The sequence below is a fragment of the Mucilaginibacter koreensis genome (genome assembly GCF_054783355.1).
The window spans coordinates 226,327-243,452 of record NZ_BAAGQS010000002.1 but is presented as its reverse complement, the minus strand read 5'-3'; the positions used below and the strand labels follow the sequence as shown (position 1 = coordinate 243,452).

The following is a 17,126-nucleotide window of genomic DNA, read 5'->3' as shown; positions in this document are numbered from 1 at the left end:
ATGCCCGCTCAAAAATCGCAAAATACGCCTTCTAAATCAACAGACAGTCATCAAGTTAAAGCAGATAGCTATTATACTTTATATAACCAAACCGTTTTGCAGCAACCCGCACGCCTGGTGCATTTGCTGGCTATTCCAGTAATGTTATTTAGCTTGTTCGGGTTATTATGGGCCATTCCCTTTCCGCACCTCAATTTCATGGGCGTTTATAATGGCTATATTAACTGGGCATCATTCCTGCTGGCGTTCATGATTTATTATTACCTGCGCATGTCGCCCATGGTATCTTATCTTATTTTGTTTTTTTTGTTGGTTTGTGCCTACGGCGTAGTACAATTGCTCGCGTGGCAAACTCTGGGCGGCCCCAAGTTATGGCTGGTTTGTGCGGTTTTATTTATTGTCTCTACTGTAGCCTTAGTATTTAGCGGCAACCGGCCTAACAGCCTGAACAAAACCCGGCTGATTCTTGCTGGTCCACTCTGGGAAGCGTATACACTTATCAGGCGAAAACCTCATGTTTAATTGAGTGCCAATCCGTGTTAACTCACGTCACTAAAGATAATCTTGTGTTAACATTGCCTTAATATTATAGCTGAACCTTTGTGGTCAAATAGATCACAAATGAAAAAGCTCTACTTTCTCCTATTACTTTTTGCACTTACCTCGCTTGGCTATGTCGCCAATGCACAAATTACCACTGCTACTATAACAGGTAGAGTGACTGACAATAAAGGCGTTACCATGCCAGGTGTAACCATCAGCGTAGTAAATACCGGAACCGGAACCCGCTACGGCACACAAACCAATGCTGAAGGCCGCTATACTATAGTCAACGTATCTGCCGGTGGCCCTTATACTATCAGCGCTACGTTTGTAGGTTATAAACGCAATGATCTTACCGGCCTTACCTTAAGCTTGGGCAATGCTACTTATAATTTCGTATTAACTGATGAATCTACCGCGCTTAAAGAAGTAACTGTACGCGCTACGCCGGGTGGTACCCGTACTGGTGCCAGTACACGTATCAGCCAGGCGCAGGTACGCACGCTGCCTAATATCAACCGCAGCCTGCAGGATTTAACCCGCGTTACCCCGCAAAGTAATAACAACTCTTTTCAAGGTACCAACTTCCGTTACAATAACGTAACGCTTGATGGCGCTATTAATAACGATGCGATTGGTTTCAGCCCTTCGTTAGGTGGCCAAACCAACAGCTCAGGCCAGGTAGGTGCCAGTACCCGTACCAGCCCTGTATCACTGGATGCGATACAGGATGTGCAGGTATATGTAGCGCCTTATGATATTAAAATAGGCAACGTATTGGGCGGCAGTATCAATGCTGTTACCCGCAGTGGTACCAATGATGTAACAGGCTCTGTTTATGGCTTTGGCCGCGGCGCATTCCTGGTAGGCCCCAACAATGCCACGGCTGCCGCCGGTGGCGATGGTTCAAAAGAGCCCAGCGCTTTCCATGACTATCAGGTAGGTGCACGTGTAGGCTTCCCTATCATTAAAAATAAATTATTCTTTTTTACCAACGAAGAATTTAACCGCCGTGTTGACCCTGTAATTGCCGCAGCAGGCACTTCTGGCTCGGCCAAAATATTAAGCGCTACCGATGCTGCTAACCTAACTACCGCTTTCAGAGGCTTCACAGGTGGTTTGGATCCGGGTACTTATGACAATACCACCATCCACTCTAACTCAAACAAATTTTTTAACCGTTTAGACTGGAACATTAACGATAAAAACCAGCTAACCATCCGCAATAATACTATTTCATCAGATGCCACCAACCTGGAGCGCGATCAAAGCAACTTCCGTTTTGCTGGTATTGATTATACTTCTCATAATAATTCGAGCTCTACCATAGCCGAGTTGAAAACACGCTTTTCAAACTCATTAAGCAATAACCTGCTGCTTGGTTACTCAAACGTGCATGATTACCGTAACCCAAATTCAAACCCTGCCCTGCCCCAGATAGAAATTACTGGCCGCACGCCAGGTACCACCATCTTTATGGGTACTGACCGCGAAGCTGCCATTTTTGATATGCGCCAGAAAACTACCGAATTTACGGATAACCTGACCTGGGTAAAAGGCAAGCATACCTTCACATTCGGTACACACAATGAGTTTTATGACATTACCTACAACTTTGTAAACGCCTGGAACGGCCGTGTGGCTTACAGCAGCATTGAAAACTTTATTGCCAACAACCCTAACCGCGTTCGTGCCAACTTTAACTATACCAACAACACCCGCGATTATATATTGAACAATCCGTCGGCAAAGTTCAATGTAAACCTGCTGAGTTTATATGCACAGGATGATTTCCAGCTTACAGATAACTTTAAGCTAACTTATGCCTTGCGCTTGGATTATGCAGATGTGCCCAACAAGCAACCGCTGAGCGACAAAACTACCAACGCCACCGTTGATCAGTTTTATGGCAATACATTCACTTATACACAGCCCCGAAACATCAAAAACAAGTACCTGAACAATATTGAGTTCAACCCACGTGTATCATTCAATTATGACATTTATGGCGACCAAAGCTTGGTACTGCGTGGTGGTAGTGGTTTGTTTACCGGCCGTGTACCTTTTGCCTGGTTTGGTTACGCCTTCTACAACAATGGGGTAACTTACGGAGCGTATGATAACCGCTCATCAACTACAGCGTTTGTACCTGGCACCAACCCGGTACAGGCGCCGGCCAATGGCGGTTTAAACTTTGTAAACCAGCAAAACTTTAATACCAGCGCTGCCGGCAAAACACAAGTGGATTTGATTGATAACAACTTTAAAATGCCACAGGTATGGAGAAGCAGCCTGGCGCTGGATTATACCACTCCTGACCAGTGGAAGTTTACGGTGGAAGGTATCTACACAAAAACCATCCATGATCTTAAATTTCAGCAAGTAAATACTACCGACCAGGTAAATTATTATCCGTACGATACACAGCAACAACAACCTATATTTGTAAACAAAGGTGTAAATCCTACTTATACCAATGCTTACTTATTGTCTAACACCAGCTTAGGTTACCGTTACAGTGCAACAGCACAAATTGCTAAATACGTTCCGATGAACTCCGGCGGCCTGAATGCATCGGTAGCGTATACCTATGGTCATTCAAAAGATGTAACCAACGGTATCCGTAATTCAATGGAGTCCAACTGGCAGTTGAACCAGGCATTAAACCCCAATAACCCGGGATTAGCTAACTCTAACTTTGACATCCGCAACCGCATTGTGGCTACCGTAAATTACATGCACAATTGGGATGCAGCCAAAAAATATACCGCTAACTTTACCTTCTTCTTCAGTGCGGCATCAGGCAATCCGTTTACTTACGGCTTCTACCCTAATGCCATTGATGGAACGGGCCAGCAGGTAAGTTTAGCTTACATCCCGAAAGTGGGAGAAACGGTTAACTTTTTCAATAACATAACAGGGGGTGCTACTGCAGCCCAGCAAGCCGCTGCTTTTGATAGCTTTATTGATGCCGATAAATACCTGAGCAGCCGCCGCGGTCAGTTTACTGAACGTAATGCAGCCCATACCCCATGGAACAATAACCTGGATTTCCGCTTTACCCAAGATTTTAAATTTGGTGAGAAACACAAACAGGTGATTACTTTTACATATGATATTGTGAACTTAACCAATTTGCTGAATAAGAAATGGGGACAGTATTACTTCTCTCCTAACACTTACAACTCTACTTCAAGCATTGGTTTAACGCCTTCGGTAACACCTTCTTTTGCCAACGCGTCTACCACTTATCCAAAGTATACCTTCAATAACCCCGGCTTGCCTTACTCGGTTGACTATTTTGCATCACGCTGGCAAATGCAGTTCGGTTTACGTTACAGCTTCTAAGACTCGAACACTTTATAACAATGAGAAGGCCCTGTACAAGTACAGGGCCTTTTTTTATTTACCTTTGGCTTCATACATCAAAATCACAATTTATGAGCGCTGCCGAGGTTTTCATCAGAGAGATGACCACCGATGACTTACCTGAAGTACTGGACATTTATAATGATATTATATTGACCACCACTGCTGTTTATAGCGAGCAGCCTCATACCCTGGAGATGCGCACTGCCTGGTACAACGAGCGCAAAGCAGCTGGCTTTCCGTTAATGGTAGCAGAACATACAGGCAGGGTGGTCGGCTTTGCCACTTATGGCAGCTTCAGGGCCTGGCCCTGCTACCGATATACCGTAGAGCACTCTATTTATGTGCACAAAGAAAGCCGGGGCTTAGGTATCAGCAAATTATTGCTTCAACAACTTATTGAGTTGGCTAAACAAGCTGGGATGCATGCACTGATTGCAGGCATTGACAGCGAGAACGAGATCAGTTTGCATTTGCACCGCCGTTTCGGCTTTGAGCAGGCTGGTTACTTTAAAGAGGTAGGTTACAAATTTGACCGCTGGCTTGATTTGATATTTATGGAGTTAATACTCCATTCTCATTCTTAGGGAACGCCTTTTACTTGACTATAGGTAAAGTAAAATGTAAGGTACTGCCTTTTTGTAGTTCGCTTTCTGCCCAAATTTTACCCTCATGCTGTTTAATAATCTCGCTGCATAAATAAAGGCCGATACCAAAGCCGGCAATATGGTGCCTTTCGGTGTCTTTGGTGCGGTAGTAACGGTCAAATAATTTGGGTAACTCGTCATTATTCATGCCCATGCCTTCGTCCTGCACACTAACCTGAGCCCTGTCACTTATAGTTACACAGGATATAGTGATAGTAGAGTTAAGGGGCGAGTATTTAATAGAATTACTTAACAAATTATTAATTACCTGCCCAATCTTATCCCTATCGGCATCTATCCAGGTTTCTTGTGCAGGAACAAACACTACCTGATGTGTATCGATGGCAGCTATCGATTCTTCCTCAGTTTCTTTCAGCAATTGCGCCAAGTCAAAGCGCTGACGATCGATAGGGATTTTGCCAGACTCTAAACGCGAAACATTAAGAAAACCATTAATCATGCGGGTCATCTTTCCTAACTGCTTTCCAGCCCGCTCCATCATGCCGGCTATAAGTGTATCGTTACTACCCAAGGCTTTCTTTTGTGCCACCTGTACATAGCTCACTGTAGAAGTTAGTGGGGTTTTAAGCTCATGACTTACCATGCTGATAAAGGCATTTTTACGCTGATCATCAATCTTCTGTTGTGTTATATCAGCTAACACTCCGGTTAAGTAAGCATTACCCCCTCCGTTCGTAACTATCTTCCCGACTGATCTCACCCATGTCTCTTTACCATCCGCAGCAATAACCGGGTACTCTATGCTGAAGTTTGTGCCGTAAGTAAAAGATGCCTCTATTGCAACTACAACATCATCCTGGTAATCCTTCCTGATACGGCTAAATGCTATCTCGTAAGTACATTGCGTGTCAATTGGTAAACCAAATATCTGGTTGAACCTGTTTGAGCTTTCAAAGCGGCCAGTCGATTTTTCATAGTACCAGGTTCCCAATTCGCCTGACTCAGTTGCAATACGCAAACTTTCTTCAGCCAGCGCAATTTTGGCATTGGCTTTAGCCAATTCTTCATTCGCTGTTAACAACTGTTCGTTGAAGGCAGCCAATTTTTCTTCTGCTAACTTTCGGGCGGTAATATCACTGGCAGTGCCAAACCATTCAATAATATTTCCTTCATCATCTAATATAGGAACGGCGCGCGACACCGTCCACCCGGGTGTACCATCGGCACGGTTAACCCGATGCTCCAGCTCGAATATTTTTTTCTCCCTGATAGCCTCATCGATAGCTGCATTCACCCTATCCATATCACCTGCATAAACATTCTGCGAACGCCAACCCGTCATGGGCTTATCGGTATTTTTCAAAAAACCACGGCCATCCAGTTTGTACATCACATCCCAATCTGCACTTAAGGTATAAATTACATCCGAGCTTGCCGTCACCAGTGCCCGCAGGCGCTTTTCATTGGCAGCAACTGATATCGCTGTTGCAGAATTGTTTTGCTCGTCGGGCTGAATCATATACCTAAAAAAACGAAGATAATTAATTATTACTTTTAGCGATGTTAATCATAAATTAATAAATCTTACAGAAAGAACTATTGCTCTAACCTTTCGGCAGCAGTTGAACAAAGCCAAGCTCATTACTTTTACTCATATCATATTGAACAGCCAATCAGCATCAAATATATAATGCTCACATGCGCTATAACATCTGTGCTCAGTTATACAAGCTACTGGTAGTGCCTTATCTGTTAATTAATATTTATGTTTAGAGTTAACTTGGTGATCATACTCCTATAAAGTAAAATAACAAACGCCGTAAATTGTTCATTTACAGCGTTTGTTATTTTAGACATTGAAATGGAAAGCCTTTACAAGTTTTTACCTAATTTCTCCAGCATATCCTTGGGCACTTTCTGTAAGTCAAGTACCAGAAAGCCGTCTAAACAATCGGCAAACTTAGGATCAATGTTAAAGCAGATGATTTTGGCATTGAGGGCAATGTACTGGCGCAGCAGTACCGGCAATTTTATGTTACGGGTTTCAATTTCAGATATCAGGTTATCTAATCCTTTCAGGCTATCCTCTCCCGCCATTAGCAGGTCGGTATCTATACTGCTGAAATCAACTTTAAAATCTTTACGCGGCTTTACATACTCCGCCATTTCATGGTCGAAATGATGACGGGTAATGTAATCTACAATCAATGATTTGGAGAAATTAGAAAACGTATTGCTGATGCTCACCGGCCCGATAAGGTAGCGATAGCGCGGATGATCCAGCAAATACTTCAAAATACCTTTCCATAGCAGGAATAAAGGCAGAGGCTTTTGCTGATACTCTTTGCGTATCCATGAGCGGCCCAGTTCGATACTGGTCTTTAATACTTCGGTAAACTGCGATTTTATTTTGAACAGCTGCGCGGTGTAAAAGCCGCTTTTACCCATGCTGTAAAAAATCTCGTCGCCCAGCCCCAGGCGGTAAGCGCCCACAATCATTTTGGCTTGGTGGTCCCAAATAAACAGGTGATGGTAATAGATATCATATTCATCCAAATCAAGTGGCTTATTGGTACCCTCGCCTACCTCCCTGAATGTAATTTCGCGCAGGCGGCCAATCTCATTAATGGTATGCGGGATCACAGAGGCCGGGGTAATATACACCTCATAGTTCTTCTCCGTCCATATTTTATAACCTGGCTCCAGCGAGGCAATTTCCCGCTCTAATATTACCGCAGGCGTTTCAGGCGCAATCGCTTTGGGGCTTTTACGTATCTGGAACAGGTTACGCGGGTTAAATATCCGTTTATGATTTTCAAGCCCTGCGCCTAAGGCGTAAGTTTTAGTACGCAAAAAATTAAGCAGTTTGGTGGTATTGCTCGCATCGGGCAAATCCTTCACTTGTATGGGCTTCCCTATACGCAGTTTGATGGTATGGCCTTGCTTATTAAATAACTCTGAAGGCAATTTGGCCGTGCGTAATGTGGGATGAATAAGGCTAAGCAGGTTAAACAAAATGCCATTATTCCCGTGAAAATAAATAGGTACTACCGGCACTTTGGCTTTGGCAATAAGTTTACCTACAACAGGGTGCCACATACGATCAGTTACCTGCTGTTTATCCAGCTGGTAGGTGGATACCTCACCGGCCGGAAAAATACCTATTGGGGTACCTGAAGCCAGCAGCTCCATAGTAGTTTTGATACCGCTGATGCTGGAAGAGTGTTCAATATTTTCGAACGGGTTAACCGCTACAAAATAATCACTCAGGTTGGGGATCTTTTTCAGGATGAAGTTAGCCATCAGTTTAGCTTCAGGCCTTACCATGCATAATATTTTGAGCAATACCAAACCTTCAACCCCACCATACGGATGATTGGCAATGGCAATAAAGCTACCATTAACCGGCAGGTTTTTCAGTTCGCTTTCATCAAACTCAATTTCAACACCGATGCCTTTTAGAATGGCATCCACAAAATCCATCCCCTGGTTGGTTTCGGCCTGTTCAAATAATTTATTAACGTCGTTAATTTTCATTACCTCCATCAGCAAAGCGGCCAGGCCGGGCATGCGCAGCTTATCCAGTTTAGTGGCTTTGGCAAACTCATCAGTGGTGATAATCTTCATTCGTATCGGTATAATTAGAGACCTTAAAATTAAGTATTTCTTTATATTTAAAGCCAGGATGCCCGGCTCAATCAAATCACAATTCAAAAATTACTTTTCTATCACCAAATCGCAGTGGAACGGTATGGTGGTACTGGTTGTATTAATTGCCATTACCATAGCCGCGCCATACCTGTATAAATGGCAGCATACCGAAGAGGTAATTGACGAAAAGCAATACCAGCAAGCCATAGCCCAATTGAACAATTTTAAGCATGGCAAAATTGATGATGATTTAGACGACGAAGATAATAACACAGCACCTCCCCCATTTCATTTCAACCCCAATCATTTAAGTGCGGCACAGTGGGAAAAGTTAGGATTAACCTCACACCAAATTACTGCCATACAGCATTATGAGGCCAAAGGGGGCACCTTTAGAACCAAGCAGGATGTAAAGAAAATGTATGCCTTATCGGCCGATGATTATGCCCGGCTTGGACCTTACATCCAGTTACCCGACAGCGCAGCCGGAGCGGCTAATAAGCCATTGACAATATTGGATTTAAATACTACTGATTCTGCTCAACTCGTTAAAATACGGGGTATAGGACCTGCATTTGCCATGCGGATACTCCATTACCGTGAGCGTTTGGGCGGCTTTCACCGTAAAGATCAATTAAAAGAAGTATTTGGCATTGATGATGGCATGTATAAAGAAATAAAAAATCAGTTCATGCTCAAAAATCGCCGCATCAAAAAGCTCAATGTGAATACCGTTACTTTCGACGATTTGAAGAATAACCCCTATCTCAATTTTAAACAGGCTAATGCTATTGTAATGTACCGGAAAGAGCATGGCAATTATGATTCGGTAGATGAATTGAAAAATATTGCCATTTTGGATGCCGGTATTTTGCGTAAACTTGCACCATATTTGACTGTTAAATGATAGCCGAACAAATTAAAGCCGCCATACGCGATATTCCTGACTTTCCAAAACCCGGAATTGTATTTAAAGATATTACCCCTATACTGAAAGAGCCTGCCTTGTGCGAAAACATATTGGATGCCTTTGTACAGCAACTACAAGGTATACGCATTGATGCCGTGGCCGGCGTAGAAAGCCGGGGCTTTTTATTCGGCCTTTCTTTAGCCGGTAAGCTGGGCGTGCCCTTTGTACCGGTGCGCAAGGCAGGGAAGCTGCCGCACACCGTTAAACAAAAGGTGTATGAACTGGAATATGGTTCGGCCACCATTGAATTGCATACCGATGCCTTTGAACCGGGCAGCCATATTCTCATTCACGATGACTTACTGGCTACCGGCGGTACTGTAACCGCCACCAGCGAGCTCATCGAAGAAATGGGCGGCAAAGTGGCCGGATTTTCTTTTGTAGTTGGCTTAGGCTTCTTGAATGGAAGGGAACGAATCGAGCCGTTATCAGATAAAGTGATTGTATTGGCAGAATATTAAAATGCCTTACCTGTCATTACGAGTAACGATGCAAGCTCGTCGTTTATAGGGCGAAGAGGCACAGCTACGAGATTGCTTCGTACCTCGCAATGACACTAATTATTTTTTTCACAGTAATCCCTCATCGCCAAAGCTAAAATAACTCTGCCCGGCAATGATGATATGATCCAGCACCCCAATATCCAGTATACGGCCAGCGTTAAATATCTTCTTGGTTAAGTCAATATCCTGCTGACTGGGTTTCAGGTTACCCGAAGGGTGATTGTGTGCTAATATGATGGAGGAAGCCTGATGCTGCAGCGCCACGCCGAAAATCACTTTAGGGTCGGCTACGGTACCTGATAAGCCGCCTTTGCTGATTAGTTCTTTGGACAACACCTTACAGTTGCGCCCCAACAGTAAAATCCAAAACTCTTCATGGTTTAAATCTACCAGATGGCGGCGCAGGCATTGGTAGGCACTGCGGCTGCCCTGTATAATTTCGGGCGCTTTGGCTTCTGTTTCATCGCGCCGGCGGCCTAACTCTAAAGCGGCAATAATGGATATAGCTTTGGCTTCGCCGATGCCTTTGAATTTAGAAAGCTCTGCTACCGATACCATGCCCAGTTTGTTCAGGTCATTATCATAATGGTGCAGTATGCGCTTGCTCAGTTCCACAGCCGACTCGGTGCGGCTGCCTGAGCCAATGAGGATGGCAATCAGTTCAGCATCGCTCAGGGCGCGCCTGCCCTGGGCATTTAGTTTTTCGCGCGGGCGGTCTTCCTCAGCCCAGGCTTTAATGCTGATTTTGGTTTCATAAGCTTCCATGCGATGAAACTATTTAAAAATCGGCACATAACAAAAAAAGGGATGATGCTATACAGCAAAATCCCTTTCTTATTATTTTAAAATAAAGCTTATTGTAAGCCGTTTACAAACTTGGTCAGTTTCGACTTATTGTTTGAAGCTTTGTTTTTGTGAATCACGTTCTTTTTAGCTAAACGGTCAAGCATTGAAATCACTTTGGCTAAAAGCGGAGTAGCTTCGGTTTTAGAAGTAGTGTTTCTTAACTTCTTAATTGCGTTACGAGTGGTTTTTGCCTGATATCTGTTGCGTAAGCGCTTCGCAGCGTTAGCTCTGATTCTTTTAATTGATGATTTATGATTTGCCATTTTAGCTAAGTATTCTTATTTATTTTCGGACTGCAAATATAAGAAGGTTTTTTTTAATGTCAAACGGGTTTTTAAAATTGTTTTATTTTATTGAGCAGCAGGCAATTATTCGCTAAGTTTAAGCACTCATTCTCATGAAATTTGTGCTGCGCTGGTTTACTGCCATTTTATGTATATTGGTTACTGCTTCATGGGGTTTTTATGCCCATTACCGCATCAATCATTTAGCGGTGTTCATTCTGCCACCTGCCATGAGCGGTTTTTACAAAGCTAATATTAATTATATTACTGAGCATGCGGTTTCACCTGATAAACGCCGGTATGTAGACTCGGCCGAGATACCAAGGCATTACTTTGATGCCGACCATTATGGCAAAGACCCTTTCCATACCGTACCGCAAAAATGGGAAGATGCCGCGCATAAGTATTCGGTTGATACCCTATTGAAGTACGGCACCCTGCCCTGGGTAATTCAGGAAAACTACTACCGGCTGGTGGGAGCCTTTAAACGGCACGACACCACCGCTATATTGAGCACTTCGGCTTATTTAGGCCATTATGTGGCTGATGCTTGTGTGCCCTTGCATACTACTTCTAATTATAACGGCCAGCAAACCGGGCAAACCGGTATTCATGCCCTGTGGGAAAGCCGCCTGCCCGAGCTATTTGGCCAGCGCTACCGTTTGTATAGCGGAAAGGCCCGTTATATTGAAAACCCATTGTGGCAGGCGTTTATCATTTGCCGTAGCTCTTACAAAGGTGTGGATTCTGTATTACGATTCGAGCGCCGTTTGGCTGCAACATACCCTACCGAAAAGAGATATGAAACGGTAAAGCATGGCAGTCGCAAAGTGCAGGATTATTCAGCAGCGTATAGTAAGGCGTATCAAAATTCGTTGAATAACATGGTGGAACGCCGCATGCGGATGGCTGTACTATGGGTAGGCAGTTTTTGGTATTCGGCTTGGGTAGATGCCGGCCAGCCCGATTTGAATAAACTTATTGAAAAACCTTTAACTACTGCAGAATTAGTTCAGTTCAACACCGAGCAAACAGCTTTTAAAACTGGCAAGCCTGTAGGAATACTCACACCATAAAAGACAGCAGCTATTGCATAGCTGGCAAAAAGCTACAGATAAAGGTGGAAAACCGTGTACCTTTATCCTTTAACTAACCGCGAATTAGTTTTTTAGCATTGCAGGAACATTACACATTTTCCTTTTGCAACAGCGCCGGGATAGTCTTTAGAATAAGTTTAATATCGTTTTTGAGGCTATGATTTTTGGCATATACGTTATCCAGCATTAGGCGTTCCTCTTCACTCATGTCGCCTTTACCACGCTTTTCAACCTGCCACAAGCCGGTTATACCAGCCGGGGCATGAAAGCGCAGCGCGTATTTATCAGTGGTAAGTTTTTCTGCTTCGTATAGCGGCAAGGGGCGGTTACCTACAATGCTCATATCGCCGGTAAACACATTCCACAACTGCGGCAGTTCATCAATACTGGTGTTGCGGATAAAGTTGCCAATTTTAGTAATGCGCGGATCGTTTTTAATTTTAAAGAAGGCTGAACCTGCTTTATTCTTTTTATTAAACATATAATCCTTCTCGCACCAACTGATGTTATCAGCATATACCGGAAACTGGCATTGACCCCGACCTATACACTGGTCGCACAATAAAGGCTTATTTTCTACTACTGGCTCTGCCTGGCCTGAAGCTGCGTCAACATCATATTGGTTAAGGTGCTTCAAATCTTTTAAACGCTTATCTGCATTCACATACATAGAGCGGAATTTGTAAAAGCGAAACACCTTGTAACCGGTACCCACCCGCAGCGAATAGTAAAAGGCTGGACCTTTTGACTCCAGCTTAATCAGCAAATAGATAATCAAAAATACCGGCGACAGAAACAACAAAGCCAAGCCGGAAAAGAAAATATCAAAAGCACGCTTGCTGGCCGGTATTTTATAGGCCTGCCCTGCTTCTTCGTGCTTGTCTTCGGTTAAAGCCGTCCAGTGCTGAATCATAAAATTCACACGGGTTTCAATATTTTTGCCTGATACCGGTTGCAAAAACACATCGGCAACCCCTGCATCGAGAGCCATACGGCGCAGGTCGCGGTTCATATGGTTTACAATCAAGAAAAAAGGAACTGATTTCAATCCTTTCTTCTGCAATGTATCCAGCAAGGTAATACCCGAAGAAGCTAATACTTCATCTTTTGATATAATGGCCGCAATATCAAGTTTATCGTCTTCCCAGGCATTTACCAGCTGTATCCCGTTTTTAAAAGACACCAGTTGGCGCCCCTCCAGGTTACAAGCACCAATCAGCCGGGTAGTTTCGGCATCAACATTAATTAAAGCAATTACCTGCGAAGTTGTTACATTGGCAGTATCTGCACTCATATTTCTTTTTGGCTTAATTTACCTATTCTCCTTAATACCGCACGTACACGCGCTTCTAATTCGGCAGGGTTGAAAGGTTTTACAATAAAATCATCAGCACCGGTATCTAAACACTGAATACGCTTTTCAGAGCTATCCTCGCCCGAAAGTATAATCACCGGGATAGACCGGAAAAAATCACTCACCTGCATTTGTGTAACCAAATCGAGCCCGCTCAGTTTGGGGGTATTTAAATCGGTAATTACCAAATCGGGCAGGTTACCGCTTTGTAAGAATGACAAGGCATCCATAGCGGTAGTGCAAATTTCTATTTCGTAGCTTTTACTTAAAAACTTCTTAAGTATCAGCTGCATGTAAGCATCATCTTCTACTATCAGTATCTTGGTATTTCCACTATCGGTGAAGGCCATAGTTTATTTTGCTAACGTTTATGTTGAGTAACCGGCAAAAGCGTTGTGCTGTAAAAACGAACTTTTATTGCCAATTATCTTTTATTAATGATTTTAACTGTATTTAGTTCTACTATAGAATAACTCTTTTTTGCATGCTACGATAAATTGAACAGGCGTTTAAAGCGCTTTATCGTTCCCTTCCATAAACCACCATCTATTTGAATGCGCCGGTCGGTAGTCCAAACAATGGCTCGGGGGTCTGATACTTTATAAAGCCTGCCATAACCCTTCTGATGTAGTTTAAGCGCCAGGTAACCGTCTTCGTTTGTACCCGGCGGATGATTGAAACCGTCTACAGTTAGGCCCTGTTCGCGCCTGAAACCCGAGTTAAAACCATATACATTTACAGCTTCGTTCTTGAAATACTTATTATAGGTGCGGCTCCAGTCGGACAGGTATTCATAAAAGAAGTAGGTAAAGCGCCCGGTGCTGCCTACCGGTATAAAAGAGAACCTGCCATAAGTAATGGCCACTTTATCACCCTCGGCCAGTGGTTTCACCATTAGCTCAATCCAATCTTCAGGATAAATGGTATCTGCATCGGCATTTAAAATGTACTTGCCCCTAGCTACGCCCAAGCCCGAATTACGGGCTGGTGTAATCCCTTGTGTAGTTTCCAAATGGCAGGTTACTCCGCAGGCTTTTACAAGCTCGGCGGTGCGATCGGCCGAATTATTATTCACTACAATAATTTCTACTTTGCGCCTGGTGTTGTTATGACATAACGAGGAAAGGGTTTGTACTATGGTAGCTTCCTCATTATAAGCAGGCATTACTATAGAGACTTCCGGATTATCTCCTTTGATGCGCTGGTAAGCCTGACTAATTTCGTTAAGCTTTGATGCATCATCATTAATATTACCGAGATATTGCTTAACGTAAGCAGGGATAAATACAGGTCTCATATATAACGCAAAAATGCAATATTGATAATACAGGCTGTTGAGTTTTTAAATTTCAGCATAAAATATTCAACATATCAATATTACTAAAAATAATTTATACTCTTTATACTTAAAAGCTTAAAACAAAGTTACTCTAAACCTCTGCATTTACGCAGTTAATTACGATTTGGTTTGAATTATTAACCAGCCTATCAATTCTTTAAAATAGGTGGTCCATCCGTCCATTACGCCGGCATTAGGTATAAAATCATCCATAGAAACCCCATCAGCACCGCCACCGAAATTGCAGGCATAGGGAACTACTTCCAAGTGCTCGTGCCCAAAGGTGGCCAGCGCCCTGCGCATATGGAAAGCTGAAGTAACCAGCAGATAAGGTGGCGGCAAATGTGCTTTTTGCAGCAAAGCCTTCGAGTAGCGGGCATTCTCTTGGGTGTTGCGTGCCTGCTGTTCTATAATTACGGCACTATCGGGCACGTGCAGGGCCTTAAGTTCATTAACAATCCAGCCGCCCTCGGTAAAGCCGTCGGGCATGAGACTGGCATTACCACCGGTAATGAGTATATGACCGGCTCGCCCGGCACTTTGCAGGCGCAAACCTTGAATAAAGCGGTCGGATGCATTGTTAAAAAAGCCTTTGCCCTGTGCATCTTCTGACACAAAGCCACCCAGCACAATAACACAGCTGTATTTTTGTGTGGGTGAGAGTTGCGGACGAGGATAATCCCACCAACGGGCTACACGGTTTAACAGAAACGGATTAGAGAAAACAATAAGTACTATAACCGCCGCAATACGGCTACGTTTTTTTAGAAATTGATTTTTAACAAAAAGGCTGAACCCGGCCAATGCCAATACCCACAAAAAAGGATGCAATAAAAACAATAAAAGTTTAGAGAGTATAAATGACATGGCCCGACTAAAATAGAACAAACCTATAAAAACAAAAAGCACTTGTTACCAGAACAAGTGCTTTTTACAGATAAGAGGTAATATAGCTGCTTACTTGATTACCAGCGTAGTCATAGAATGTGGCATGCTGGTAGTTTCGGCACCCTGACCTTTAATTTTCAGCGTGTATTTAATGGCATCATCGCCCAAATTTAAAACTACTACAGCTAAGCTACCGTCAGTATTTTGAAAGGCAGTGGTTTGCAGCTTATCACGGCTGGCAGAGCTGATGATGCGGCGGGCACCCGGTTTGATAAACTTGGAGAAGTGCCCGATGTAATAGTAGGCATTTGTGTAAATGATTTCTCCGGTTTTTACATCGGCATGTACCGGTGCAAAGCAGAAGTTACCTACGTGGTTGGGGCCGCCACGTTCATCCAGCAGTACATTCCAATCGCACCAGGCGGTAGTGCCGGCGTTAAAATCGTTTACCATTGATAAGCCATAGCGTTCGCCCAAGTTCCAGTCCATGAGCTTAGAGCGATCATATTTCTCCACACACCCTTCGGTAAAAATCAAGTTGAAATTCGGGAAAGCCTCATGGGTACGGCGTTCGTTCTCAAAGTTCTGGCCGGCACCTGTCCAGGTTTCGTACCAGTGATAACCAATACCCCAAACGTATTTGGCCGCTTCAGGGTCTTCTAATACCGTACTGGCGCGCTGATACATTAAATCGCGGTTGTGATCCCAAATAATCAGTTTCTTACTTGCCATGCCCGATTTTTTCAGGGTTGGGCCCAAATAGCTTTTCACAAAGTTTAACTCATCTTGCGCAGTGTACAGGCATGACTCCCAGGTTTGGGTTGCCATCGGCTCGTTTTGTACCGACAAACCCCAGATAGGGATACCTTCCTTCTTTTCGTAAGTGTTAATGAATTTTACATAAAAATTGGCCCAGTTCTGGCGATACTCCGGCTTTAGTTTACCACCGTGAAGCACATCATTGTTGGTTTTCATCCAGGCCGGCGGGCTCCATGGACTTACGAACAGGGTAAGCTTACCACCAGCCGTTTTAATGACTTCTTTGATAAACGGAATACGGTATTGCTCATCATGGCTTACATCAAAGGTTTTTAAATCTTTATCATTGTTAGCTACATAAGTATAGCTGTTGCTCGAAAAATCGCAGCTTTGAATAGTGGTACGGCCCAATGAGTAACCTATGCCGGTTTGCTTATTGTAATAGGCATTGATAAACTCCTGCTGTTTAGCCTTTGGCAATTTATAGAAAGTTTCTGCCGAAGCATCGGTTAAAGCACCACCAATACCTACCAGTTGCTGGAATTTCTTGGTTGGATCAACTTCAATAAACACCTCGGTTTCTTTAGGCTGATCTTTAGACGTAAACTGCAGTTGCCCGGTTTGCGCCAAGCGATAATCTGAGCCTTTAGCGGTGGTAAATACCGTAACAGATTTGCCAGCAGCAGAATACGACTGACTGGATTTAGCACTTTGTGCAGTTGCAGTGAATACCAATCCCTGCAAACCTATGCCCATGCACAGGGTAAGATATCTCATTTTCATAATACGAGCGGAAATAATTGATGGAATGCAAAGTAAGCAATTTTGATATTCAATAGTGTAAACTGGACACAATTTGAAACGAAAACGTTGTAGTGTTTCTCCAATTTATTTTCCACAAATATTCATTTCCAA

Annotated in this window: 15 protein-coding genes; 6 read left to right on the top strand and 9 right to left on the bottom strand. The window is 43.5% G+C overall.

Going from position 1 to position 17,126, the window contains the following annotated elements; translation table 11 throughout:
* From ACYVNW_RS17695 to ACYVNW_RS17685, 3 genes are all read left to right on the top strand, one after another.
* Complete coding sequence (locus ACYVNW_RS17695) at positions 1-522, top strand: DUF962 domain-containing protein (protein WP_460681248.1); 522 nt, start codon at positions 1-3, stop codon at positions 520-522.
* Positions 523-621: 99 nt separating this feature from the next.
* Positions 622-3,891, top strand: a complete 3,270-nt coding sequence (locus tag ACYVNW_RS17690) for a TonB-dependent receptor (protein ID WP_460681247.1) — start codon at positions 622-624, stop codon at positions 3,889-3,891.
* A gap of 92 nt (positions 3,892-3,983) precedes the next feature.
* Positions 3,984-4,499 carry a GNAT family N-acetyltransferase gene (locus tag ACYVNW_RS17685; protein ID WP_460681246.1) on the top strand — a complete coding sequence of 172 codons (516 nt, stop codon included), beginning with the start codon at positions 3,984-3,986 and terminating at the stop codon, positions 4,497-4,499.
* A 10-nt stretch (positions 4,500-4,509) separates the two neighbouring features.
* Here ACYVNW_RS17685 and ACYVNW_RS17680 read toward each other — a convergent pair whose 3' ends face one another.
* Positions 4,510-6,039 carry an ATP-binding protein gene (locus ACYVNW_RS17680; RefSeq protein WP_460681245.1) on the bottom strand — a complete coding sequence of 510 codons (1,530 nt, stop codon included), beginning with the start codon at positions 6,037-6,039 and terminating at the stop codon, positions 4,510-4,512.
* A 353-nt stretch (positions 6,040-6,392) separates the two neighbouring features.
* On the bottom strand, positions 6,393-8,147 hold the full coding sequence (locus tag ACYVNW_RS17675) for a lysophospholipid acyltransferase family protein (protein ID WP_460681244.1): 1,755 nt from the start codon (positions 8,145-8,147) through the stop codon (positions 6,393-6,395).
* Between the two features lie 58 nt (positions 8,148-8,205).
* Between ACYVNW_RS17675 and ACYVNW_RS17670 the strand changes: the two genes are divergently transcribed.
* The gene (locus ACYVNW_RS17670) at positions 8,206-9,078 is read left to right on the top strand and encodes a helix-hairpin-helix domain-containing protein (protein ID WP_460681243.1); all 873 of its coding nucleotides are present in this window, start codon (positions 8,206-8,208) and stop codon (positions 9,076-9,078) included.
* Entirely contained in the window at positions 9,075-9,602 is a 528-nt protein-coding gene (locus ACYVNW_RS17665) for an adenine phosphoribosyltransferase (RefSeq protein WP_460681242.1), read from the top strand. Before ACYVNW_RS17670 ends, ACYVNW_RS17665 begins: the two co-directional genes overlap by 4 nt.
* A gap of 108 nt (positions 9,603-9,710) precedes the next feature.
* On the opposite strand, the gene radC is transcribed toward ACYVNW_RS17665, so the two are convergent.
* Both radC and rpsT read right to left on the bottom strand, forming a co-directional pair.
* On the bottom strand, positions 9,711-10,409 hold the full coding sequence (radC, locus tag ACYVNW_RS17660) for a RadC family protein (RefSeq protein WP_460681241.1): 699 nt from the start codon (positions 10,407-10,409) through the stop codon (positions 9,711-9,713).
* An 89-nt stretch (positions 10,410-10,498) separates the two neighbouring features.
* Positions 10,499-10,753 (bottom strand): 30S ribosomal protein S20, encoded by a 255-nt coding sequence (gene rpsT / locus ACYVNW_RS17655; protein WP_460681240.1) that lies wholly within the window; start codon positions 10,751-10,753, stop codon positions 10,499-10,501.
* 134 nt (positions 10,754-10,887) lie between these two features.
* Between rpsT and ACYVNW_RS17650 the strand changes: the two genes are divergently transcribed.
* Positions 10,888-11,850, top strand: a complete 963-nt coding sequence (locus ACYVNW_RS17650) for a zinc dependent phospholipase C family protein (RefSeq protein WP_460681239.1) — start codon at positions 10,888-10,890, stop codon at positions 11,848-11,850.
* 109 nt (positions 11,851-11,959) lie between these two features.
* Here the strand turns inward: ACYVNW_RS17650 and ACYVNW_RS17645 are convergent, their stop codons facing one another.
* The 5 genes from ACYVNW_RS17645 to ACYVNW_RS17625 all read right to left on the bottom strand — a co-directional run bounded on the left by ACYVNW_RS17645 (position 11,960) and on the right by ACYVNW_RS17625 (position 16,994).
* Positions 11,960-13,165 (bottom strand): sugar transferase, encoded by a 1,206-nt coding sequence (locus ACYVNW_RS17645; RefSeq protein WP_460681238.1) that lies wholly within the window; start codon positions 13,163-13,165, stop codon positions 11,960-11,962.
* The gene (locus ACYVNW_RS17640) at positions 13,162-13,575 is read right to left on the bottom strand and encodes a response regulator transcription factor (RefSeq protein ID WP_460681237.1); all 414 of its coding nucleotides are present in this window, start codon (positions 13,573-13,575) and stop codon (positions 13,162-13,164) included. Before ACYVNW_RS17640 ends, ACYVNW_RS17645 begins: the two co-directional genes overlap by 4 nt.
* Before the next feature lie 137 nt (positions 13,576-13,712).
* On the bottom strand, positions 13,713-14,522 hold the full coding sequence (locus ACYVNW_RS17635; RefSeq protein ID WP_460681236.1) for a glycosyltransferase family 2 protein: 810 nt from the start codon (positions 14,520-14,522) through the stop codon (positions 13,713-13,715).
* 159 nt (positions 14,523-14,681) lie between these two features.
* Positions 14,682-15,431 carry a YdcF family protein gene (locus ACYVNW_RS17630; protein WP_460681235.1) on the bottom strand — a complete coding sequence of 250 codons (750 nt, stop codon included), beginning with the start codon at positions 15,429-15,431 and terminating at the stop codon, positions 14,682-14,684.
* A 90-nt stretch (positions 15,432-15,521) separates the two neighbouring features.
* Entirely contained in the window at positions 15,522-16,994 is a 1,473-nt protein-coding gene (locus tag ACYVNW_RS17625; protein WP_460681234.1) for a glycoside hydrolase family 30 protein, read from the bottom strand.
* Positions 16,995-17,126 lie beyond the last annotated feature (132 nt).